Origin of the sequence: Ensifer adhaerens (genome assembly GCF_028993555.1) — a bacterium.
Lineage (GTDB): Bacteria > Pseudomonadota > Alphaproteobacteria > Rhizobiales > Rhizobiaceae > Ensifer > Ensifer adhaerens_I.
The window spans coordinates 1-22,080 of the sequence record NZ_CP118612.1 but is presented as its reverse complement, the minus strand read 5'-3'; the positions used below and the strand labels follow the sequence as shown (position 1 = coordinate 22,080).

The window sequence follows — 22,080 nt, the reverse complement described above, 5'->3', positions numbered from 1 at the left end:
CGCAGAGCTGAAAAAAGGCCAGGACTTGTGGGACCTGGCCCTAATTCGGAAGCTCGAGAGCATCGTCAATCTGAAATCACCGCCTCGTGAGGCTGAGGCCACGCGTACTCGATCTGAAGGGCGATGAAGGCCGCGGTTTCGCGGTCGTAATGCGCCTTGATCTCGTTCAGCGCGATGTCGAGCGCCTTCAACGGGGCCGCGTCATCGATCGGGTCGAGAACGATGTCGAGATCGGCATCATCAATGGCGTAGTCAGGCAATAGCCGTAAACCCGAGCGCGTCGTCACTGGCGCAAGATCCTTGGCCAGAGATACAGCAATTGACTGGCGGGTCCTAGAATAGACGTCCGCGACCAGCGCAAGCGAGATCTCGTCGATGCCGTCGGAGACGGGAACGCCGAGTTCTTCATGCGCCCAGATCCGGGCGCTGTTGCGCAGCTGGACCCAGAAGTCTGTGCGGTCGAGGTAGAACGCGCTGCTATCGTGACGGGCGTCCCAGTTTGTCGCACCAAGTTCCGCGGCGAGTTCGGTGGCACGCGCCCGACCGCCGATTGCCTCGACGAGCGCAAGTGAGATTGGGATCGACGCGCTGACACCGGTCGTCGTAACCACGTTCCCGTCAACCACGTAACGGCGGTCCTGCACCCAGGTCATCGACGGGTTGTCCTCGCGCAGCTTGGCGATGTCGTACCAGTGGGCCGTGGCTCTGCGTCCGGCGAACAGCCCCGCGGCGGACAGCGTCTTGGTGCCCGCACAGATTCCGACGATGATCGCGCCCTTGGCGGACTGCTCTTGGATCCAAGTCACCACTTGTGGATCTGCCGAGTCTTCGATCTTCGGCACGATCACGTAGTCGGCGCCGTCGGGAAATCGGCGATCGAATTCCGCGGTCGAGGCGTCGGCCGCGACCGAAAGTGCCGGTGTCAACTTGATCGCCCCGTCCCTCGGGGCCACGGGAATCACGTCCGCAAGGCCGGAGCGAGCCAGGACGCCATAAGGCACAACGAAGTCGGTGATCTCGGCACCCTCGTTCTGGCCGATGACGGCGACGACCGGCCGTTGGCGCTTAGGCGGCCGCATGGCGTTGATGGTGGCCGTATGCTCCTCGACCGAAATGGGCGCCAAAACCGACGGGGCGGCGGCGCTTTCTGGCGGGAACTGGATGTGACCATAGGTGGCCACAGCTGCAGTCGCCGTGCCCGCAGTAATCGCCACGCAAAGGAAAATCTTGCTGAGTAGGGACACTTCATGCCTCCAGGAAGGTCTTTTCCGTGAGAACGTCATCGCGCGTCGCCGACCGTGTGATGCAGAGGCCGCATCGCGTGGCCCTGGCGCAATGATTGCAGGCCCAATCGGGAACTTTAACACGCGGCACGCTACACTCCATATTCGGTTGCGCAATGGTCAACTTGGGGCTTCCAAAGCTTGGAGGGTCAAGACGCGATCATCAATTTCCTAGCGTCGTCTACTCGGAATTGCCCTGCCGGGCTTTCAGCGAAGGTCTTTCCATTCTCTTGCGCTCGACCCGAACTTTTTTCTTGACCCTCCAAGCGTTGGAACCTTCACAGTCTGGCAGATCCAGTGATCTGCATCCCAGGTGTTAGGAAGGAAAGCGCGATGAACATTGGTGAAGCGTCAAAAGCGACAGGCCTGTCGGTCAAAATGATTCGGTACTATGAGAGCATCGGTCTTATCCCGCCCGCACCTCGAACGCTGTCCGGTTACCGCGTCTATCGCGGGAGAGATCTCAGCACGCTTCGGTTCATCCGGAAGGCACGAGACCTTGGGTTTTTGGTCGAACACATCCAGCGGCTCATCAATCTCTGGCAGAATGACCGCCGGGCAAGCGCGGATGCCAGGGACATCGCGCTTGAGCAGGTGCGAGAGCTGGAGACCAGAATTGCCGAAATGCAGGCGATACTCGGTAATGTGCGGCGGCTGGTAAAGTCCTGTTCGGGCAATGAGCATCCGGTTTGTCCGATCATCGATCACATGGCTTCCGGCGAACCCAACGTGACGAAAACAACCACTACGCCCCGTTTCGATGGCGTAGCGACGTTATCCAGCACCATGAAGAGGCGAGCGGCGCCCACAACCACATTTACAGCCCAAAGGCTGCGGGCCTGACGCGTGTAAGTCATGGGACCGCCGCCAGAGTGCCGCTGCGGCGACGTGTTAGAATTCGCCTCCGCAAGCAGAAACAGTCCGCGCGGGAATAGTGAATGAACCCAAAGATCCTCGTCAGTGCCTGTCTGCTTGGTGAACGCGTGCGCTACGATGGCAGCGCAAAGCCGTTCGAAAGCGACCTGCTGCGCAAATGGCAGCAGGAAGGCTGGGTAGTTCCACTTTGTCCCGAGGTCGCGGCCGGTTTCGCCATACCGCGCCCGCCAGCGGAGATCGAGGCAGAATTCGGCGGCGGAGACGTTCTTTTCGGCGCGGCGCGGGTCTTCGAAAACAGCGGCCGCGACGTCACCGAATCCTTTCTCCAAGCCGCGCGGATCGCCGTGTCGACCGCAACGACCAAAGGATGCGGCTACGCACTCCTTACCGATGGAAGCCCGGCATGCGGCTCCTCGTTCGTTTACGCGGGCCGGTACGACGGTGCGCGCAAGTTCGGTCAGGGCGTGGTCGCCGCTGCCCTGCGGGAAATCGGCGTCGCGGTCTATGCCCAGAGCGAGATCACGCATCTCGCCGCCCGCCTGAGCATGGATGCGGTACGATGATGACGTCCCGTTCGTTCGCAGGGATTTCCCTGGGCGAACAGGATGTGGAGCTTGCACCAACCACGTTTCAAGTTGAGCCCCCAAAAATTAGGAACAAGACATGACAAAACGATATATCGTGGACGTTGACGGCGTCCCGCCGTCGCCGTCCCCCATCAGCAACGCAGTCGTTGTCGGCAATCAATGCTGGATCAGTGGCCAGCTGTCCGTCGGCGACGACGGTGCCTATGTTCCCGGCAGTACGATGGAAGAGGCCAAGCGTGCTTTTGCACATGTATTCCGGATTGCCGAAGCTGCCGGCTTCAGCGCTGCCGACATCGTCTATGTCGATTTGGCATTCATAGATCTGGCCGACGTAAAGGACATCAACCGCCTTTACGCGGAGCTGTTCCCTGAAGGACAACGGCCGGCACGGACCATCTATCAGGCCGCCAAGCTCCCCTTCGGTGGCCGCATCAAGGTGCAAGCAATTGCGGCGCGCTGAGCGCCCTCAACGCGGCTCCGGTCGAGATCTCGCTCTCCTTTTTGTCGCGATTTGCCTTATGACTGGCAGATGATCTTCGCGACCTGTTCGCGGTCTTCCTTGGACCACTGTTCCGGGTTTTCACCATGAGCGGTCGCGCCGTGAAGCTCAATGTGCTTCCGCAGCTCCGCTTCAGTCTCGGCTGTAGAATGATCCTGGACAGGCTTCCAAGCCGGGGAAGTCCTTGCAGCGGTGAGTGTATAGCATCACATCACCCTCCCATTTTTCCTCGCAGGGATATCATGTGGAAGCTTCAATGCCGAACGGCGCGTGTGGGACCGCTACGCCGCCGATCGCTCCTGCAGGTCTGCTTGTCTGGCGAGGCGCATGTAGTTCTGTACGGTGCCAGGCGACAATCCGGAATCAATCCAGACCCAACGGCCCGAAATGACCGTGCGGAAGTTGAGCTTTGATCGCGATCAGTTCCCTGCCATATTCGATCTGCTTCTCCTTGCTTGGCTTGGCGCGGCTTGCTTAGTTCCGTGTCGCACCCTTTCCCGTCAGCCTCTTTTGAGCCTTCACCCGCAGTTGATTATGGATGACGCCGGCCATCCGGTGTCATCGTGCGCAGCCACCCCAACCCTTCGCGCCGCATTTCGCTGCCAATATCTTTGGTGACTGAACGGCTTCATTGCCGAACGGCGGAATTCTATGTCAATGCGGTACTTGCACAGTTCCGTTTTCTTCATGATCTCCCCGGCGCATCGTCCCTTCACCGTAACGGCCGTGGACCGCACCGTCATAAACAATCCCGCCGCGGCACTCATGCCAATAAATTGGAAAAGCGGAATTCCTTGCAGTCCCACGTTGGCCTTACCAACAGCCTTGAAACAGCCCCCTCCCCCTGCCTCGCGAAGTCGTACGGTCAGAATCGAAGACCAAATTAATTGAAATCGGGAAGTAAAAGCCACACGGTTACCCGGTCGCAGGTAACGGGGGCACATTTGGTGGCGTCCCTTTCGCGGCCGCGATGTAAGATCTGTGCATAAGCGGGCGATGTGAGCCGTCGGCGATGGGTCAAGGATTCCGCCTCGGGCGCAAATCAGACTCGTTTCGGTCATGCCGAAGAAGCGCCTCCCCTCACCCGAGCACGCCGACACGCTGTCGCTGAACGCGTTGCGTTCGCTTGTGACGGGCCTGGTCAGTGAGGTCAGGGAGCTCTCCGCACAAGTCACGCGACTTCGCGCCGAGAATGCGGAGCTTCGCGAAGAGAATGCAGCGCTGCGCCAGGAAAACACCCGCCTGAAGGTGGAGAACCAGCTGCTGCGCGACGAGATCGCCAGACTGAAGAACCTGCCGCCGCGGCCGCCGTTTCGCCCGTCGGGCATGGAGAAGGCGACGGATTTCAAACTGGATGATCCGCCGGCAGCCCAGAAGAAACCGCGCGGCCCGAAGCTCGACATCAGCCAAGTGAGCCGGGAAGAAGTGCTCCGCATGACGCCGCCTCCAGGTTCCCGTTTCAAGGGCTACAAGAGCTGCCATGTGTGTGACCTGGTCATCTCGGCTGAGGTCGTTCATTACCGGCGCGAGTGCTGGCTGACACCGGACGGCAAGATGCTGCTTGCGCCGTTGCCTGCAGGAATCATCGGAAGCTACGGCGCCAACCTGCGACGGTTTTGCCTGATGTTGCACGCGCAAGGACAGGTGACGATGGAACGGCTGACGACGCTGCTCAACGATGTCGGCGTCGACGTCTCCAAGCGCCAGGTCGTGCGGCTGATGACCCAAGGGCTGGACAGCTTTGTCGCCGAGGATGCGGCGGTGCTGCATGCCGGGTTGCTTTCGGCACCCTATATCACCGTCGACGATACCGGCGCCCGGCATGCGCGCTCCAACTTCCATACGACCCAGATCGGCGGGGCGCAGTTCACCAACTTCCGCACCACGCCCTCCAAGTCCCGGCTGAACTTCCTGTCGCTGCTGAGAGGCAACTATCAGGACTATGCCCTCAACGACGCGGCATTCGACTATCTCGATCGCCGTCGCGTCGATCCGGCGCTGGTCGCCAAACTGCGCAGTCACGAACCCAGACGCTTTTGCAATCAGGTGCCATTTCTCGAATATCTGGCGAACAAAGGCATCGACACTTTTGACCGGCAGGCCGTGCGTGTGCTGGCGGAAGCCGGCATCTGGGGATCGATCCGCCATCATGGTCTCATCGGTGATACCGTTATTGTTTCCGACGACGCCGGTCAGTTTGGGTCGGCAACCATGCGCTCTGTTGGGTCCACTCGGAGCGGCTGCTGCAAAAGCTAATGCCGACAACGCCGCGGCAGGTGCGTCTGGTCGAGACGGTGCGCGATCTCGTGTGGCAGTTCTACCGGGCGCTGAAGAACGTCAAACGAAAGCCACCGCCTGGGCTCACTGCCGCATTCCACAAACGCTTCGACCGCATCTTCTCGCTCAACACTGGCTATGAGGAGCTCGACAAGCTTTTGGCGCGCCTGTTTCGCCGCAAGGACGAATTGCTCAAGGTGCTGGAACGACCGGGAACGCCGCTCCATCCAATGCGTCGGAGAACGACCTGCGCAGCTTCGTCACCAAGCGCAAGATCTCCGGCGGCACGATGAGCCGCGATGGTCGTGTGGCGCGCGACACCATGCTCGGGCTGATGAAAACCTGCCGCAAGCTCGGCCTGTCGTTCTGGCACTATCTCGGCGACCGCCTCGGGATCAAGGGCGAGCCCATCCCGCCGCTCGCCACTCTGGTCGCGGCTAAGGCTTGAACACGGCTCTCCACTTTGCAAACAGCCCTGGCAAGGAGAACTGCCTTGAGTCAGCGTCGATGCCACGGACATGTGTGCACGACGCCGCAAGACTGCTCCCATCTCGATGACCGAAAACCACCGTGCTTCCGCGACTCAACCCGTCTGTGCTAGGGTGCGCATATAGAGCTTTTGCCTATCTCAACAGCACCGCCAGAAAATTTGCCCCGGTTACCCGGTCGCGGCGCTGCATTTTGCGGATTCATCAAATATTAACCATATGAATTAACACATTAAATCACACAAACAGAAGCTATCTGACGTTATTTTTCCGTCATGCAGACGCCAATTTTCGGGCACAATCACTAGCGATAGGTTTCAGGTATCGATAGTGATGTGGTCTGCAGGTTGACCAACCATTGAACGCGCTCTATCTTTAGGCGGAAGCACAAATTTAAGATCGTCCGCAATCTGCGCGACGAAACGTCATTTTCAAGCGGAGTTTCCCATGAGCGTCACCGTCAAGGTCGCCGAGGCCAAGGCCCATCTCTCCGAACTACTGGCCCGCGTCGAAGCCGGCGAAGAGGTCATCATATCTCGCGGCAACGATCCGGTCGCCCGGCTCTCGCGCGTTAAGAAGGAAACCGAACTCACGACGCTCATCGCGGAAGTGCGCGCGGCCAGGATGCGGGCAAAACCGGTCACCAACGACGAGATCCTCGACTGGAAACGCGAGGGACAAAAGTTTTGACCATCTTTGTCCTCGACGCATCGACCGCTGCTGCCTGGCTGTTGCCGGAGGAATACAGCGAGGCGGCCGAGCGACTCATCGCCGGCATGTCCAGCCCTTGCCCGGTACCCAACCTGTTCTGGCACGAGACGCGCAGCATATTAATCAGCGCTGAGCGGCGACAGAGGATCGCCCCCGGCCAGGCGCTGAACGCGATGGCCCGGCTCCGCCGGCTGCCTCTTGAGGACACCGGCGCCGGTCAGGACGGTTCGGTGCTCGAACTCGCAAGCGCGCACGGCCTGAGCGCCTACGACGCCGCCTATCTCGACGTTGCAGTCCGTCAATCCCTGCCGCTCGCCACCCTTGACCGTAAGCTCGCCGGCGCGGCCCGCGCCGAGAGGATTCAGGTGCTGGGGCCTTTCGAGAATGAGCATTGACCTTACAGCGTCGCAAACAGAGCAGCGCGCCGAAGAACTCGACGCCCTGGACGCCATCCTGCCCTTCGATCGGCGCGATCAGCTTGCAGCCCTGCTGACCGACGAAGACGTCGCGACGCTGAAGCATCTCGCCAGCGAGGGCATGGGCGACAACACGCTCAGGGCGCTGGCGTCTGACCTCGGCTATCTCGAGGCCTGGTGCCAGCTCGCCACGGGCACTCCCCTGCCCTGGCCAGCGGCGGAGAGCCTGATGCTGAAATTCGTCGCCCACCATCTCTGGGATCCCACCAAGCGGGCCGAGGATCCAAGCCACGGCATGCCGGTTGAGGTGGAAGCCGGCCTGCGCTCACAGCGTCTGTTGCGCGCCAACGGGCCGCACGCGCCCGAGACCGTGCGGCGGCGGCTGACGAGCTGGTCGATCCTGACCCGTTGGCGCGGCCTGACAGGCGCCTTCGACGGTCCCTCGCTCAAGTCGGCGCTGCGGCTTGCGGTCCGCGCCAGCGCCCGACCGCGGCAACGAAAGAGCAGAGAGGCGGTGACCGGGGAGATCCTGGCAAAGCTGCTGCAGGCCTGCTCCGGCGAGAGCACTGTCGATCTACGCGATCGGGCACTGCTTCTGACGGCGTTCGCATCCGGCGGCCGGCGCCGGTCGGAAGTGGCGACGCTGCGAGTAGAGGATCTCACAGATGAAGGCCCCGTGCAGGCCGATCCGGCGGATCCTGGCTCCGCGCCCCTCCCCTGCCTGTCGATCCGCCTCGGCCGCACCAAGACGACCACGAACGATGATGACGATCAGGTATTTCTGATCGGTAGGCCCGTGCAAGCTTTGAAAGGGTGGTTGGAGCAGGCCGGCATCAAGAACGGTCCTGTCTTTCGGCGCATTGATCAGTGGGGGAACATAGATCGCCGGGCGCTCACGCCGCAGTCGGTCAACCTGATCCTGAAAGGTCGCTGCAGGCAGGCCGGGCTCAACCCGACCCTGTTTTCGGCGCATGGACTGCGATCAGGATATCTGACTGAGGCCGCCAACCGTGGCGTACCGCTGCCGGAAGCCATGCAGCAGTCGCAGCACAAGTCCGTCACCCAGGCGGCGCGCTATTACAACAATGCAGAGCGAAAAAAGGGGCGAGCGGCCCGCGTATTCGTCTAGCGTCGCAACGACCAGAAACTATCAACGCGCTCGGCATCAATCTTTACCTCGCATTTCTGGAATCAAACTCCATAAATGCAAGGATGATCGAGCGCCCGCATTTGCCCGCATCAGGGCCATCGTTATTGGTCCGAGCGAAAACTCCCCACACTCGGCCTTTCGCGTCCAATCGCGCGAATAGCCGCCGGCCGAGTTGATGTGTCCTGCCCGCTCGAGAGTAGAGGCGATGATGGGAGCGGTATTTCCGCCACAGAAGCCCGCTGGCGCGCGTTTGCCGATATGGACGCTCCGTTGCTCATCCTTCGTAGGATTTCGAGTCTGGCGGGCCGCTATTCAATACATAAAACACGCTTGCAACTGAGCATTTTCTAACGCATTTCTTGTCTGTACAAACCAGTTCTAAACGAGGCCGCTAAGAGCGCGATGGCGAAGCGACAAACAGTTAACGGCCACCAGTCTCCAAAGCGGCTGATCGGCTACGCCCGCGTTTCGACAGAGGACCAGGTCCACGACGCCCAGATCGACGAGCTGCGCGCCGCCGGCTGCGATCGGATCTACCAGGAGCACGGCTCCGGGGCATCGCGCGCTCGCCCCGTCTTGACCAAATTGCTTGGCGAGCTCACCGCAGGAGACGTCCTCGTCGTCGTCCGCCTCGATCGGCTGGCCCGGTCGGTCAGCCACCTGTTGCAGGTGATCGAGGATCTTGAAGAGCGCGGCGTGCATTTCCGGTCGATCCGCGATCCGATCGACACCTCGACCCCCCAGGGCATGTTTTCCCTTCAGGTTCTTGGTGCGGTCGCGCAGCTCGAGAGAGCGCTGATTGCCGAACGCACGAAGGCCGGCATCAAGGCGGCGAAGGCGCGCGGCAGGCTTCCTGGAAACCCCGGCCTGCGCGAACGGCGCCCGGAGGCGATCAAAGCAGTCTCAAAAGCACGCGAAAAGCTCTATCTCGATGAGCTCATTGCGTCCGCGCAGACATGGTTGCCGTTGGTGCGGCAACTGCGGCCTCAGCACAGTTGGGACAATGTCGTGCGCGTGCTCAATCGCCGCGGCCACAACTGGACCGTCGAGCGCCTGCGTCGCGCCATTCATCGCCTGGTCCGCGAAAAGCTCGCGGAAAAAGAACTCCTGGCCCGCTCCCCTCGCCGCGCCCCCGAGGACCATCTGATGAAACTGGTGGCGGCGATCGCCATTGCTGATCCCGAGCTGTCGCTTCGCGACATTGCCGCGCAACTGGACCAGATGGGCGAACGGCCTGTACGCGGCGGCAGGAAATGGCAGCCCTCCTCTGTCCGCGACCTGCTGGACGAAGCCCACCGCTTTGGCCTTATCCGTCGCTGAGGGCGCGGCTCATCAGCCGACCGATCGCGCGTTCAGCTCAGCGGCCTTCAGCCTGGGCCGCGGCGGTGGGTTTTTCCGGCGCCGGCTCCCCCTCCCCTCCCCGAAAGCTCCGGAAGGCCGCATGCAGGAAGGGCGGGACGGCTCTGATTTCACGACACTCGACCAGGCCTGTGAGCTTAGCCATGGCTTCGATGGAGGCGGCCCGCCAGGCGAGAGGAAGCGTGGATACGGCGCGGGTATGGAATTGGCCCTTCATTCACTTGCCAACCTAGGATGCGGCCATTGTTGGCGCGTCCGAAAATTCCGGCCCACCAGGAAAATCCGGTGAGCCTGGAAACCCAAAACCGCAATCGATACAAATGAAAGGTTTCCGCTCAATTAGTCTGACCGACAGTCTAAAATCGCGCAGAGCTACAGCTAGCGCAGCCGCAAAATTGGCGAAAAAGACACTTTCCGATGCCGTCCACCGGCGTGCCGAAGAACTCGACGCGCTCGACGCCATCCTGCCGTTCGATCGGCGCGATCAGCTCGCCACCCTTCTCACCGACGACGACGTCGCGACGCTCAAGCATCTGGCCAGCGAAGGCATGGGCGATAACACGCTCAGAGCGCTTGCCTCGGATCTCGGTTATCTCGAGGCCTGGTGCCAGCTCGCCACGGGCACTCCGCTGCCCGGCAGGCGCCGGAAAGTCTGCTGCTGAAGTTCGTCGCCCATCATCTTTGGGACTCGGGCAAGCGCGTAGAAGGTCCATCCCATGGCATGCCGGTTGAGGTGGAAGTCGGCCTGCGCTCACAGCGCCTGCTGCGCGCCGACGGGCCGCATGCCCCCGAGACCGTACGGCGGCGGCTGACGAGCTGGTCGATCCTGACCCGTTGGCGCGGCCTGACAGGAGCCTTCGACGGCCCCTCGCTCAAGTCGGCGCTGCGTCTTGCCGTTCGCGCCAGCGCGCGGCCGCGGCAACGCAAGAGCAAGAAAGCAGTCACCGGCGACATCCTGGCAAAGCTGCTGCAGGCCTGCGCCGGTGAACGCCTGGCCGATCTGCGCGATAAGGCCTTGCTTCTGACCGCTCTCGCCTCCGGTGGCCGCCGCCGGTCGGAAGTCGTAGCATTGCGCGTCGAGGGCCTGACCGACGAGCATGCCGTCCCGATGCAGCAGTCGTTGCACAAATCCGTTGCGCAGACGGCTCGCTATTACAACAACGCGGAGCGCAAACACGGACGGGCCGCGCGATTACTGATTTGAGCAACCTTTCCTCCCTCTCTCCACGGGCGAAGTATGGAAACCTAATCCCAGAATGGCTGATCCTTGGGTTGCCGACCGATGAAGAACCCTGCTACCGACGCCCAGAAGCCTTTCGGCTTGTCTGCGAGTAACAAGCGAACCTGGTGAGCTGCCGCCGCGGCACTCACCGTCGTGCCAAAGCGGCAGTAGCAGACAACGTCATGCAGTTCGTCATCGCTGATTTTGAAGAAGCGCTTCGCCTCGCCATAGGTATCCGTTTCCATGCCTGCAGCACGGAGCACCGGATCCCTAAATGCGATCGTTATCGGCGAATAGTCGCTGCGCAGGGCATTTCGCTCATCGCTAACCTGGAATTCGGTTTCATGAAGCGTGTCCAGATGTCTGTGCCTGATTAGTTCCAAAAGCTCAGCCCAGCGCTCCAGCCGCTGTCGGCGCGTCATACCGTCGGGATCGAAACAGGACTCAACCTGTGCGATGGTTTGCAGTTCTTCCAAGCTGTGATGCTTCATTGTCGCCTCCAATCAAACGACGTTGCGAAAGCAAACCCCAGCAGTAGAGTGATCCCTGTCAATTGCGCTGTCCAATCACGATGCTAGCGGCGGGATCAGCGGATTCGCCGGAATCCAGGCATTTCAGCCCCTTCCTCACCCCTGTTCAGCGGACTCATTTGCCCGATCGAGTGGACTGGACCGCACCCGAGATTTCGTTGGACAGAGCGCTGGTTAGAGAGGCAGTGTAGCCGCATGATCCGTGAGCGAGGCGCATCAAGGTGCAGGTTCGGTCAATAGCGTCGCATTTCGTGCCGGTGCTTAGTGCGCTTTTGCTTGTCTTGCTGTCATCGGTGATCGCACCAGCGCAGCAAGCCGATGTGGCCCTGGCGGTCGGCACAATCACAGATGACAACTATCCCGGTCGGGAGTCTGCTGGCCACGGTCTGGGCGAGGTTATCTTGCACCACGTCGTCACCATGCTGGGCGACGGCGGGGAGTTTGCATGGTGCGCGGGAAAGGTCGTCGAATGGCGGCGGATCGACGAGGTAATCAAGGAACAGAAGTTTCAGCAGTCGAAATATGCCGACCCGGCCACGGCGATCAAGAAACTGGGTACTATCGCACCAGACTTTTTGATTGGCGGCCGCATCACATTCGGGGCCGGAAAAGCCGACTGGACCATAGAGACAAGAACCAACCCCGGCGGTGACCTTGTCGACAGCTTCACCGGCTTTTCAGACGACGATGCGTATCTGGACGAGGCTGTCCGGATTGCCGAACATGTGCTGGGCAAGCTTTGTCCCGGCCCGTGGATGGTCACCGGCGGCGGCGCCCGGATCAAGGTGAGCGGAACTGTGGCGAAGTTGAACGAGGCGTTCAAGGTCGTCGGCAAGTTCCCCGGTGGCACTGCGGATTTCGTCTACACGCCAACGTCGCGCTCCGGCGGGACGGTGAAATATGTGCTTGCGGGGGGCGGTTTTTCAGGCGCCGGCAGCGGCACTTATACGATCGGTCCGTCGGGCGACGGATCTACGCTGACGATCAAGCAAACCACGAAGGGCTGCATCAACGGCGTACCGGGTTCGTGCAAGACCAACAACGAGGTGCTGACCCTGACCCCGGTTTCGCGCTGACGGTCGCTGTGAGCGCTAGGCGCAAACGAACGTTGCCAGCGTGTCGAGAAAGTTGCCGGCCGGCAATTTCTCTGTTTTATTGTTTACTTTCAATAGCTTAACTTAAGTCACCGCAACCACAACGGGGCCATCTTACACGTCAGGGCCAAAGCAAGTTGCGCGGCGACGCAGGGTATTGGCCAAGCTAAGGTGCTCACCCGCCCGTCGACGATTCGGACCGGAACAGTTGCCGGCCGGCAATTTCAGAAAAATTACGCGTTGATTCAATGCCTTGCGCCATCGATAGGTCGAATGCATCAGCTTCAACGACCGAGGTACCAGACAGAGCCGAGCAAATTTCAACCACTTGACAGCCAAGGGAGAGGGACCTCCCGTCACGACACTCTGAGCATTCTGGAGAGGTGACGCGAAGCTGCCGCTCGTTACTTGCCGGGTGGCACTACCCCTGGCCATCACCTAAGAGGGTCCGTTCCGATAGACGGAACCGCAAAGCCGGCAATCGCGTGGAGCCAAGATAGTTCAACTCGGAGCGTGTCCAACCCGTTGGTCGGGGCGACGAGCTCAACGCCGATCAGCACGAGGAAGACGTTTGTGTCCGTTGGGAAGACGGAGAACTTTGATCTGGAAGGCACTAGCAAGATCGGCATCGATAGGGTTGTTCCGGCCAGCAGCATTCAATGGCTCTCTAATACTGCCGTTCGCGTTTTATGGCTCTGGATGAGCCCGTGCTGAGACGACCTATTTGGTCAACCAGCGTGCCACGGTATTCACGGAGGTCGGGTTTTTCCGAGGCGTTACGACCGGAAAGGATGGCATGCGCAAAGCAAAGGGCCAGGTTGGATTCTTTGGGGTAAGCTATGGCGATGAAGTGTGATGGTGTGGAACGGCCCTCCTCAGGCAACTGAGTTTGCCGCATAGTCTCGCGAGAGTTAAATCACGGATGCATTTCCATGGGAGCGATTGCAACGATTGGTCTTGATTTGGCAAAATCTGTATTTCAGGTTCATGCCATCGATGCCACGGGGAAGGTTGTGCTGCGGCGGACGCTTCGTCGATCTCACCTTCTGGACTTCTTTGAGCGGACCCCGCCTTGCCTCGTCGGGATGGAGGCCTGTGCCAGCGCTCATTATTGGACGCGGGAGATCGGCAAACTCGGCCACCAGGTCCGCATCATGCCCGCATTCTACGTCAAGGCTTACGTAAAGAGGAACAAAACCGATGCCGCGGACGCCGAAGCAATCTGCGAGGCTGTCACACGACCGACAATGCGGTTTGTGCCGGTAAAGTCGGACGTCGAGCAATCGATCAACATGATGCTCAAAACCCGCGATCTTTTGACCAGGCAACGGACTCAACTGGTCAATGCACTGCGCTCGCATTTGGCGGAGCTGGGCATCGTGGCCGCAGCAGGATTTAAGGCGAGCGCCAAGCTTATCGAAATAGTGCGCGACGATACCGATCATCGGCTGCCAGCGATCGCCCGCTACACATTGACCGAGGTTGCAGACCAGATCGAGCGCCTGACAGAGAAGATCATGAAGCTGGAAAAGGTGATCGTTTCGTCCGTCAGACAGGATGACGTCTCACGCCGCTTGACCAGTATCCCAGGCGTCGGCCCGATCACTGCGGCGGCGGTAAGGGCGTTGGTGCCGGACCCAACTGGATTCCGAACCGGCCGCGATTTTGCGGCATGGGTGGGGCTGACGCCTCGGTCAAATTCGAGCGGCGGGAAACAAAAGCTGGGCTCGATATCGAAGCGAGGCAATCCACAACTGCGAAGTCTCTTCATGGTGGGAGCCATGGCGATCCTCAGAACGTCAAAATACGGGGCGACTATGCAGCCTTGGGTCGCCAGTCTTTTGAAGCGGAGGCCATTCAAGGTCGTCGCCGTGGCCATGGCCAACAAGACAGCCCGTATCATCTGGGCTTTGATGATCAAGGGCGGATGTTACGAACCGACATCGGCAGTATCACACGCATAATACTTTACGAACTTCCGGAGCGACAGCGCCGGAATGAGAGGCAAGGTGCAACTGCTGTGATGAACCAAACGGGGCGAATTCCAATGCAGATCAGACCGTTCCCCTCTTTGCGCCTTGCAGCGCGCGAGTGCGATTAGGCGATCCAGCATTACGGAAATCATCATGGCCAGCGGTCACGCGACCGCGCTGATAGGCCGGACATACGACCGCACCACCCGACTTGGAAAATTACAGCAGCAGAGTCTTGCTAAACGGGCCGTTCCACATATGAGGGGAGGGGGCCTTCGACAGCAAGGACGCTGCCGACACCGCTCGCAAGCCACTCGTGATTGCCCATTGAGTTGCGCAGCAAACTATGGGGCGGAGCAGCGTCATTGATCCCACGAAAAACCGGCCTGCTCGAAAAGACCGCCGACTAGGAAAAGCCATAGCTAGCTTCGCCGGCAGCGTCCGTCGTCTACATACTCGCCCGACTTCGCGAGCTTTCCGTCAATGTCTGTGCAGAAGCTCAGGGATCCGATCGCTTGCCTTATGTCGGGTCGGCGCGGAGCCGCCGATCTAGAAGTCCTGGCGAGCAGAACTGTGCCCCGCAAACTGTGGAGACAATACGCTCACGCGTGATCTGCGATTTTGCGCGGCGTCTCATCAAGACTGAAGAGCTTATGACCGCCGCCATCAGGGCCTGCTCAATAGTATCGCGACACGCATTCCTGATGTGCCCATAGTAGGACTGGAAGCTGTTGTCGTACGCCCGGTATGAGAGATAGGGATCATAGCGCCACTCGACGTGGGCAGATGGCGCATTCGATTAGACCCGGCGAGGGCCGCGAGAGATCGCCAATCACGACGGCGCTCCGAAGTGAGCGGAGCTCACCAGCCATCACTGTGCAGACGATATCCATCCCGACGGTAGCGATAGCCTTCGTACCCATTGTAGTAGCCATGCCGCGCTGTGTTGTATTGGTATCCGTTGTAGCTGTGCGAATGAGGCGACCACCTCCAATGTCCTTAAGGTGGACCAGTTGTATGGTTTGGGTGTCCGTCCATCCTACGGACACAGGAGAGATCGGCGTTGCCTGTACCTGTCCCGCCAGCAATGCCGTCGGGACGACGACGAATACCGCACCAATTCGCTTCAGGATATGATCCAAAGTTCTTCGTTACCCAAAGTTCCGATGCCCGCGCTGAACCTTGGCTTAGCGCCAGCCGACTGCGAAGTGGCTAACTCTCCCGCCACATTCTCACCGCCAGGTCTTTCCGGTCGGCGGCTTTTCGCTAGTGGCCGAGCATATGAAGGGGCGGCGCGCTTGAGCTTAATTGGAATGTTCTCGGGGGAGGGGAGGGAAGTGAAAGCAACTTTACATCGGCCCGACCGCGGCCGACCGTGACTGAGGCAGATTCTGCTGCTCAGTGGCCCTGACGATGACGTGCTTCCTAGGCCCGCTCGAAGAACGATTGCGACTTCAGGACAAAGTGCCGAAAGCAGCCTCTTCCTGTAGCCCTCGAGCCAGGTTGCTCATCTTAAACAACCGCCGCGCTTTTCGCGAAAGCTGACACATCGCCTTTCCACCCGATAGCTTTAGACAATTTGGATCGGATTATAGGCGGAATGACGAAGCAGGAACTAGGGCGCGGACTCATTAGCACGCAACCAGATGCGGATTGATGCGAGCTTGACGAAGGCCAGGTAGTTGGCCGCGAGTTTGTCGTATCGGGTCGCAACACGCCGACATTGTTTGATCTTGTTGAAGAACCGTTCGATCAGGTTGCGCGCGCGATACAGATACGGGCTGAAGCAGATCGAGTCTTTGCGATTGCGTTTCGGCGGAATGTTCGCCCATGCGCCTTGCTGACGGGCAAGCTCCCTGATCCAGTCCGCGTCGTATCCCCGATCCGCGAGCAGCATCGTTCGTGGAAGCAAGGCGCTGAGAAGGACCGAACACAGCCGATTGTCATGCGCCTCACCCGGCGTGAGGGCGAGATGGACCGGCAGACCATTGGAGTCAACGACCGCATGAATTTTGCTGGTGAGGCCACCGCGTGAGCGACCCATATCTTGCTGAGAGTTATCTGCGATACAAGCACCGTGCTGGTGCACGCGCACGACGGAGGTATCGATCATCTGCACCGCCGCGTCATGACCGGCCGCCAGTGCATCCATGATCCGGTCCCAGACGCCAGCCCGCCGCCACCTTACGAAGCGATTGTAACAAGTCGTGCGGGGACCGTAGTTCTCCGGCAGGTCGCGCCAACGAGCACCTGAACGCAGGACCCAAAAGATGCCATTGAGCACGCGACGGTCATTTACGTGCCGAACGCCGCGCGGCTTGTTCGGCAGCAACGGTCTGATGGAGGTCCATTCGCAATCGCTGAGTTCGTAGCGCATGATTTGGGGCTCCGGTTTCGGAGATTGAATCACGTCTCGGACGGCGCCGCCATCAACCCGTCAAGACTAATAGCCTTGCCGCTAATGCTCTGAATTTACTTCCGCTTTCGGCGGTATAGCGGACTTGGCCGGACTTGCCACTGGCTCGACCCGGTCGCGAATGACCCAAAGGCGACATAAGGGTTGTCGCTTGGCTTACTTGGAGTGATGATGCAAGCTCATTCAACTGGAGGCTGATCCATGAAGAGCACGATAGCAGCAGCGCTTGTCGGAGGAGCAGTCTTGGCGATGCCGACAGTGTCCTTCGCGCAGAACGTCATCCCCGTCACCGTTGACAGCTTCAAGCGCGCGGAAACAGACCTCTATTTCGCTTCTGCCGTCCGAGACGCTGGGGGCATCGGAAAGTTTCTTCATCACCGCGAGCCCGTCCCAGTCGATCGGCAGGTCGTCGTTCGCTCGAACCGCGATACGCTCTATTCTGCGATACTGCTCGACATGGACGCGGGACCGGCGACGATCACGCTGCCGGATGCAGGCAAGCGTTTTCGCTCGATGCTCGCAATCAATGAAGATCACTATGTTGTCGGCAACGCCGAATACCAGCCGGGTCGCTACACTTATGATCGCACCAAAGTCGGCACTCGTTATCTCTTTATCGCGTTCCGCACCCTTGTGGATCCTAACGACCCGAAGGATGTAGCTGAGGTCCACGCCCTGCAGGACGCGTTGAAGGTTAGCCAAGAAACCGCTGGAAAGTTCGAGGCGCCGAACTGGGACCCGAAGAGCCAGAAGGGCATCCGCGATGCCCTGCTTGCCTTGAACAATTACACCGGCGGCTTTGCGCATGCGTTCGGCCAGAAAGGCGACGTCGATCCCGTAAGACATCTGATCGGCACCGCGGCGGGCTGGGGTGGCAACCCGGACAAGGATGCGACCTATCTGAGCGTGACACCCGCAAAGAACGACGGCAACACAGTTTACAAGTTGAGCGTCAAGGATGTACCGGTCGATGCCTTCTGGTCGATCAGTCTCTACAACGCCGAAGGGTTTTTTGTGAAAAACGAGTACAGCGCTTACTCGCTCAACAACATCACGGCGAAGAAGTGCCCGGATGGCACTGTCGCGGTACAGTTCGGCGGCTGCGACGGCGAGATTCCAAACTGCCTGCCGACTATGAACGGCTGGAACTACACCGTGCGCCTCTATCGCCCGCGGCCGGAGATTCTCAATGGCAATTGGAAATTCCCGGAACCGCAACCATCGACCTGATCAAGGTCATGTCAGCTGTTGTGCCCATCGCGTCATTTAGCTGCGCTGCAAACGTTGGTCGCTATCGGTACATTGCGGACTCCAGCAAGTCGTCCGCCTGGCTGATTTATGGGTTCACGGCCTAGTCGCTAAAGCGCCTCAAGTAGGGGGCACCCTATATTTGTTCGGGCCAACGCTCGGCCAATTGTAAATTCATGAGCTATAGAATGCTTCCCAAACCGCTTTTCACTTATTGAGCTGGCTCGCGAGTGAACGCGGAACAACAGGCTTTCGGAACCCAGCAGCCGTCCCTTCGTCGAGGCGGGTTACCCTGCGTTTTTTTCCAGCCGTCAGCCTCGCTGCAGTACCGACATCACGACGCTTTCCGGTGCTCACCGGTCCTCAAGCGCAACAGCGCCATCAGCACAGGCCCCAAGGAAAACTCACCGCGTCGCGCTCTTGCCGTCAGATCGCGCAGATATCCGCCGGCCGAGTTGATATGCCCGGCTCGCTCGAGAATACACGCCATCACGACGGCCGCGTTTTCGGATCCCATCGTTTCGCAGGCATCCTCATAGGCGGACGGACTGACCGCCAGTGTCGTTCTCACCACCACAGCCGCTTGCATCAGGTCACGCCAACTCCCGATCGTGCCGCCTGGCCCATAGTCGGCTATCGTCGGGCACGCCTGCAGCACCATCCCCAACGGGAATGCCTTCATCGGCTCGCTCGGCGGTACGGCCGTCTTGCTCGGCTTCGCCCCCAGCTCGTTTCCAGAGCTAGGTTCAGATTCACAGGTAGATTTGGGGTTTGAATTCTGTTTGTGCCGCTCAGTTTGATCAGGATTGCCGCTCAAATTTTGAGATTTCACACGCATTTCCAGCAGGTTGGAGACCTCTTCCCTCAGCATCTCCAATTCTTCCAAGATCGGTGCTATCGAGGCCGCGGTCGCGACGCGCGGAATAGAGACCACCAGGCTCCGATAATGCTCGTGGATCGCCTCCCAGTCGCCACGAACACCCTGGTCGAGAGCGACCTCAATCAGCTTGCCGATGTCACGGCGGCATATCGTCAGACGTTCGCGAAGGCGGCGCAGTTGCAATCTTTCCATTTCGATCTCTGCGGCCATTTGCTCGATTTCGCGAGCCCGCGACAACAATGGAGCAAGTGAGAACCCGTAGGCCTCATCGATGGCGCCCGTCCCGTCCTTACGTGCGTAGCGCTTGCCGTTGGGGCTGTCACGGCGCGAAAGCAATCCGGCGTCGACAAGGGCTGCGATGTGGCGGCGCAAAGTTGCCTCCGCCATGCCATGAGCACGCAGTGAGAGCTGCATGTTCGACGGAAACACGATGAGGCCGTTTTCCTCAGAAAGGGTCGTATCCGGATAGAAGCTCAAAAGGGCGTTCATGACCGAAAGAGCACGTTCGCTGAGGCCGAGCCTGGGCTTGGCCTCGCAAAGCGCGCGGAAGAGTTTCCACTTGTCAGCCGATGTCTCGGGCGCGATTTCGCGCGACATGTATTGGCTTGCCAACATGCCGAGCGTCACCGACCGCCGCCCGAAGGGCGTCGTCACATTTCCACCTTGCATCTTCTTTCACCTAACTTCAGGCAAAAGACGTCCGCTCACCCGTTCCGGTGCCAAAGACTCTTGACTGTGATTCGTGGAAATGCGATTCTCAGGCTGCTAAACGATGAGAGAGGCTTCCACGATGGTTACCGTCTGGGGGCCTTTTTCTTTTGCGCGTTCAGTCTTCCTTCCCATCATTCGCTGCCAGGAATTCCGCATAGAGCCGGTCCAGGTTTTCAGCGAGATATTGCCCGAACCGACCAGCATTCTTCGATTTCATCGATAGCTCGAATGCCTTGCCGGAGTTCGAATATTGAGCAGAGACTGCCTTGTCGCTCGTCTGCCAGCTCTCCTTGGGTTTCAGCGGCCCCTTCCGGACCGGTTGACCCGACGTATTCAGTGCCTTGAAGAGCGCATTGAACCGCTCGTCGCTTTCAAGCGATGCGAAGCTCGGATCGGCGACGATGTCGCTCACCTTGTCCGCATTCGCTGCCTTGCCGACCAGCAAGGACAGTTCGAGCCATCGGTCTCTTCCCGTCGCGGGTGCCGTACCGATTTGCTCGATAACGGAAAGCGGCACCCGTTCAGTGACGTTCATCATCTTCGAGATAGCGGTCTTGTCCGCAGCTAGCGCCGACGCGATCACACCGCGGTCGTATCCCAGAGCTTCCAGCCGCGAGGCAAAGCTCGCACGTTCGATGAACGAAAGGTTGGCACGGGCCGAGTTTTCCTGCCCCTGGGCGATGACGTGCGCTCGGTCATCGATCGCTTTGACCACTGCCTTGACCTTACGACCGAGCTCGCGCGCCACACGCGCGCGGCGATGGCCGAAGACGATCTGATAGCGGCCGGATGCGGTCGGGTGAGGGCGCACGAGGATCGGTGTGTCCTGGCCGCGTTCGGCAATAGCCGCTTTCAATTCTTCAAACTGCTCCCGATCATCCGTCAATCGATCTGCGACGAAGGAACCATCGATCATCATGGGATCGAGGTCGACGACGGCTTCGCCTTCGAGAAACTTGTCGGCCTGCTTGGAGAGTTCGTCAAGCGAACGCACCATGCTCTTCGATGCCCCGCGCATCGGATAGGCCGGCGCGACATCCGCCTGCGGGATCTCCGCTGCGTCTACCAGTCCCGCCAGTAGATTTTTTCTCGCCATCTGCCTGCTCCATTTCCCCTAAATCGACTGAGCTCCTCGGTCAGCCGGCAACTTTCCGTCCCCAGGACGCATGCACGAGTTCAGCGATTTCGGCATTGACCGCATTCAAGGATTCGATCGCGCGCTCGTAGGTCGAACGCGTCATCTGGCCCTTGTCGACTTCATAAAGTGTCTGCTTGGTGATCCCGGCATCCGAAATCGCCGTCGATTTCAGCATCTGGTTCTTCAAGACGAACTGATGAAACAGCGTCTGCATGAAGCCGACCATCTGAGCCTGTGGGCCGTCAGTCGGCTCATAGCGCGTGATAACGTAGCGATACCACTCGAGATTGACTGCGGCGCCAGCCTCGCGGATCGGCTTCAGAATGCCGCCGAGCATCAGCAGGAACTGGCCCATAGACATCACATCGAGCATCTGCGGATGGATTGTGACGAGTACGCTCGTCGCAGCGGTGAGCGCCGTGATCGTCAGGTAGCCGAGTTGTGGCGGGCAGTCGATGATCACCACGTCATAGCGATCCTCCACCTCTGCAAGCGCGCGCGAGATGCGCGTGAAGAAGGTCTTGCCCTCGTTCGAACTCTTGTTCGTCATCGCAAGCGGCGTGTCGTACTCGAACTCCTGCAGTTCGAGGTTCGCCGGCACGATATCGAGGCCCGGGACGTTGGTCGGCAGGATGATGTCTGAGATCGGCCGCCGCTGCTCATCATAGCGGATCGCCTCGTAAAGAGACGGTGTCAGGTCGAGTTCAGGCTGGAAGCCATGGAGCGAGGACAGCGAGGCTTGCGGGTCGAGGTCGACAGCCAAAACCCGATGACCCGTCAGCGCCATGTATTGCGCCAGGTGTGCCGCTGTCGTGGTCTTGCCGGAGCCGCCCTTGAAATTGACGACCGCAATGACTTGGAGCTTCTCGCCGGCGCGCCGATAAGGCACGTAGTTGCGTGCCTCCGAGCGACCGTGCTGGTCAAGATACTGCCGCAGTTCTTGCATCTGCTCGGCACTATAGGAGCGCCTGCCCGACGTTGACGTCTGCGGGACGGGGCCTTTGCCCTCGAGATGCAGCTTCTTCAACGTGCTTTGCGAGACGCCAAGAAAATCAGCAACCTCAGAGAGAGAAAACTGGCGCAGCAGTTTCTTGGCATTCGGCGGGAACTGCTGCATGCTCAGGAGGTGCAGCTTCTTCGAAATCAAATCGCCCTGTTCGAGGATCATATCCTCGAAGTGCATGGGTTGCGCAGGAGCCAAGGACGGCGAATTAGCGTTCAT

16 protein-coding genes and 3 pseudogenes are annotated in these 22,080 nt (G+C 59.7%); 12 read left to right on the top strand and 7 right to left on the bottom strand.

Annotated elements, in window-relative coordinates; all coding sequences use genetic code 11:
• Positions 1 to 65: 65 nt before the first annotated feature.
• Positions 66 to 1,181, bottom strand: coding sequence for a DJ-1/PfpI family protein (locus tag PWG15_RS32850; protein ID WP_275027661.1), 1,116 nt, complete (start codon positions 1,179 to 1,181; stop codon positions 66 to 68).
• Between the two features lie 435 nt (positions 1,182 to 1,616).
• Between PWG15_RS32850 and cueR the strand changes: the two genes are divergently transcribed.
• From cueR to PWG15_RS32805, 7 genes and pseudogenes are all read left to right on the top strand, one after another.
• On the top strand, positions 1,617 to 2,126 hold the full coding sequence (gene cueR, locus PWG15_RS32845; RefSeq protein WP_275027660.1) for a Cu(I)-responsive transcriptional regulator: 510 nt from the start codon (positions 1,617 to 1,619) through the stop codon (positions 2,124 to 2,126).
• 95 nt (positions 2,127 to 2,221) lie between these two features.
• Positions 2,222 to 2,722, top strand: a complete 501-nt coding sequence (locus tag PWG15_RS32840) for a 2-thiouracil desulfurase family protein (RefSeq protein WP_275027659.1) — start codon at positions 2,222 to 2,224, stop codon at positions 2,720 to 2,722.
• Between the two features lie 118 nt (positions 2,723 to 2,840).
• Positions 2,841 to 3,206: a RidA family protein gene (locus tag PWG15_RS32835; protein WP_275027658.1), complete on the top strand. Its 366-nt coding sequence runs from the start codon at positions 2,841 to 2,843 to the stop codon at positions 3,204 to 3,206.
• Positions 3,207 to 4,304: 1,098 nt separating this feature from the next.
• Positions 4,305 to 5,970 (top strand): annotated as a pseudogene (locus PWG15_RS32830) (IS66 family transposase).
• Positions 5,971 to 6,457: 487 nt separating this feature from the next.
• Positions 6,458 to 6,700 (top strand): type II toxin-antitoxin system Phd/YefM family antitoxin, encoded by a 243-nt coding sequence (locus tag PWG15_RS32815; RefSeq protein ID WP_275027654.1) that lies wholly within the window; start codon positions 6,458 to 6,460, stop codon positions 6,698 to 6,700.
• Positions 6,697 to 7,116: a type II toxin-antitoxin system VapC family toxin gene (locus PWG15_RS32810; RefSeq protein ID WP_275027653.1), complete on the top strand. Its 420-nt coding sequence runs from the start codon at positions 6,697 to 6,699 to the stop codon at positions 7,114 to 7,116. The genes PWG15_RS32815 and PWG15_RS32810 overlap by 4 nt, the downstream gene beginning before the upstream one ends.
• A complete protein-coding gene (locus PWG15_RS32805; RefSeq protein WP_275027652.1) occupies positions 7,106 to 8,266 on the top strand; it encodes a site-specific integrase in 1,161 nt (386 codons plus the stop codon). Before PWG15_RS32810 ends, PWG15_RS32805 begins: the two co-directional genes overlap by 11 nt.
• 36 nt (positions 8,267 to 8,302) lie before the next feature.
• Here PWG15_RS32805 and repC (PWG15_RS32800) read toward each other — a convergent pair.
• A pseudogene (repC, locus tag PWG15_RS32800) lies at positions 8,303 to 8,509 on the bottom strand (replication initiation protein RepC); the annotation flags it as partial.
• Positions 8,510 to 8,689: 180 nt separating this feature from the next.
• On the opposite strand from repC (PWG15_RS32800), the gene PWG15_RS32795 reads away from it, so the two are divergent.
• On the top strand, positions 8,690 to 9,607 hold the full coding sequence (locus PWG15_RS32795; protein ID WP_275027651.1) for a recombinase family protein: 918 nt from the start codon (positions 8,690 to 8,692) through the stop codon (positions 9,605 to 9,607).
• A 434-nt stretch (positions 9,608 to 10,041) separates the two neighbouring features.
• Positions 10,042 to 10,751, top strand: a pseudogene (locus tag PWG15_RS32790) (integrase); the annotation flags it as partial.
• 140 nt (positions 10,752 to 10,891) lie between these two features.
• On the opposite strand, the gene PWG15_RS32785 reads toward PWG15_RS32790, so the two are convergent.
• Positions 10,892 to 11,359: a hypothetical protein gene (locus PWG15_RS32785; protein WP_275027650.1), complete on the bottom strand. Its 468-nt coding sequence runs from the start codon at positions 11,357 to 11,359 to the stop codon at positions 10,892 to 10,894.
• A gap of 260 nt (positions 11,360 to 11,619) precedes the next feature.
• Between PWG15_RS32785 and PWG15_RS32780 the strand changes: the two genes are divergently transcribed.
• A complete protein-coding gene (locus PWG15_RS32780) occupies positions 11,620 to 12,474 on the top strand; it encodes a hypothetical protein (RefSeq protein ID WP_275027649.1) in 855 nt (284 codons plus the stop codon).
• Between the two features lie 950 nt (positions 12,475 to 13,424).
• Positions 13,425 to 14,456: an IS110 family RNA-guided transposase gene (locus PWG15_RS32775; protein ID WP_275027648.1), complete on the top strand. Its 1,032-nt coding sequence runs from the start codon at positions 13,425 to 13,427 to the stop codon at positions 14,454 to 14,456.
• Positions 14,457 to 16,080: 1,624 nt separating this feature from the next.
• On the opposite strand, the gene PWG15_RS32770 is transcribed toward PWG15_RS32775, so the two are convergent.
• Entirely contained in the window at positions 16,081 to 16,842 is a 762-nt protein-coding gene (locus tag PWG15_RS32770; RefSeq protein ID WP_275027647.1) for an IS5 family transposase, read from the bottom strand.
• 240 nt (positions 16,843 to 17,082) lie between these two features.
• Here PWG15_RS32770 and PWG15_RS32765 point away from each other — a divergent pair, with 240 nt between their 5' ends.
• The gene (locus PWG15_RS32765) at positions 17,083 to 18,111 is read left to right on the top strand and encodes a DUF1254 domain-containing protein (RefSeq protein WP_275027646.1); all 1,029 of its coding nucleotides are present in this window, start codon (positions 17,083 to 17,085) and stop codon (positions 18,109 to 18,111) included.
• Between the two features lie 352 nt (positions 18,112 to 18,463).
• Here the strand turns inward: PWG15_RS32765 and repC (PWG15_RS32760) are convergent, their stop codons facing one another.
• From repC (PWG15_RS32760) to repA, 3 genes are all read right to left on the bottom strand, one after another.
• The gene (gene repC / locus PWG15_RS32760; protein ID WP_275027645.1) at positions 18,464 to 19,678 is read right to left on the bottom strand and encodes a plasmid replication protein RepC; all 1,215 of its coding nucleotides are present in this window, start codon (positions 19,676 to 19,678) and stop codon (positions 18,464 to 18,466) included.
• A gap of 157 nt (positions 19,679 to 19,835) precedes the next feature.
• Positions 19,836 to 20,816 carry a plasmid partitioning protein RepB gene (repB, locus tag PWG15_RS32755; RefSeq protein WP_275027644.1) on the bottom strand — a complete coding sequence of 327 codons (981 nt, stop codon included), beginning with the start codon at positions 20,814 to 20,816 and terminating at the stop codon, positions 19,836 to 19,838.
• A 40-nt stretch (positions 20,817 to 20,856) separates the two neighbouring features.
• Positions 20,857 to 22,080, bottom strand: coding sequence for a plasmid partitioning protein RepA (gene repA / locus PWG15_RS32750; RefSeq protein ID WP_275027643.1), 1,224 nt, complete (start codon positions 22,078 to 22,080; stop codon positions 20,857 to 20,859).

Coding starts and splice junctions, on each gene's coding strand:
- repB (WP_275027644.1), bottom strand. CDS start 20,816: ATGGCGAGAAAAAATCTACTGGCGGGACTGGTAGACGCAGCGGAGATC.
- PWG15_RS32840 (WP_275027659.1), top strand. CDS start 2,222: ATGAACCCAAAGATCCTCGTCAGTGCCTGTCTGCTTGGTGAACGCGTG.
- cueR (WP_275027660.1), top strand. CDS start 1,617: ATGAACATTGGTGAAGCGTCAAAAGCGACAGGCCTGTCGGTCAAAATG.
- PWG15_RS32795 (WP_275027651.1), top strand. CDS start 8,690: ATGGCGAAGCGACAAACAGTTAACGGCCACCAGTCTCCAAAGCGGCTG.
- repA (WP_275027643.1), bottom strand. CDS start 22,080: ATGAACGCTAATTCGCCGTCCTTGGCTCCTGCGCAACCCATGCACTTC.
- PWG15_RS32770 (WP_275027647.1), bottom strand. CDS start 16,842: ATGCGCTACGAACTCAGCGATTGCGAATGGACCTCCATCAGACCGTTG.
- PWG15_RS32765 (WP_275027646.1), top strand. CDS start 17,083: ATGAAGAGCACGATAGCAGCAGCGCTTGTCGGAGGAGCAGTCTTGGCG.
- PWG15_RS32785 (WP_275027650.1), bottom strand. CDS start 11,359: ATGAAGCATCACAGCTTGGAAGAACTGCAAACCATCGCACAGGTTGAG.
- PWG15_RS32815 (WP_275027654.1), top strand. CDS start 6,458: ATGAGCGTCACCGTCAAGGTCGCCGAGGCCAAGGCCCATCTCTCCGAA.
- PWG15_RS32775 (WP_275027648.1), top strand. CDS start 13,425: ATGGGAGCGATTGCAACGATTGGTCTTGATTTGGCAAAATCTGTATTT.
- PWG15_RS32805 (WP_275027652.1), top strand. CDS start 7,106: ATGAGCATTGACCTTACAGCGTCGCAAACAGAGCAGCGCGCCGAAGAA.
- repC (WP_275027645.1), bottom strand. CDS start 19,678: ATGCAAGGTGGAAATGTGACGACGCCCTTCGGGCGGCGGTCGGTGACG.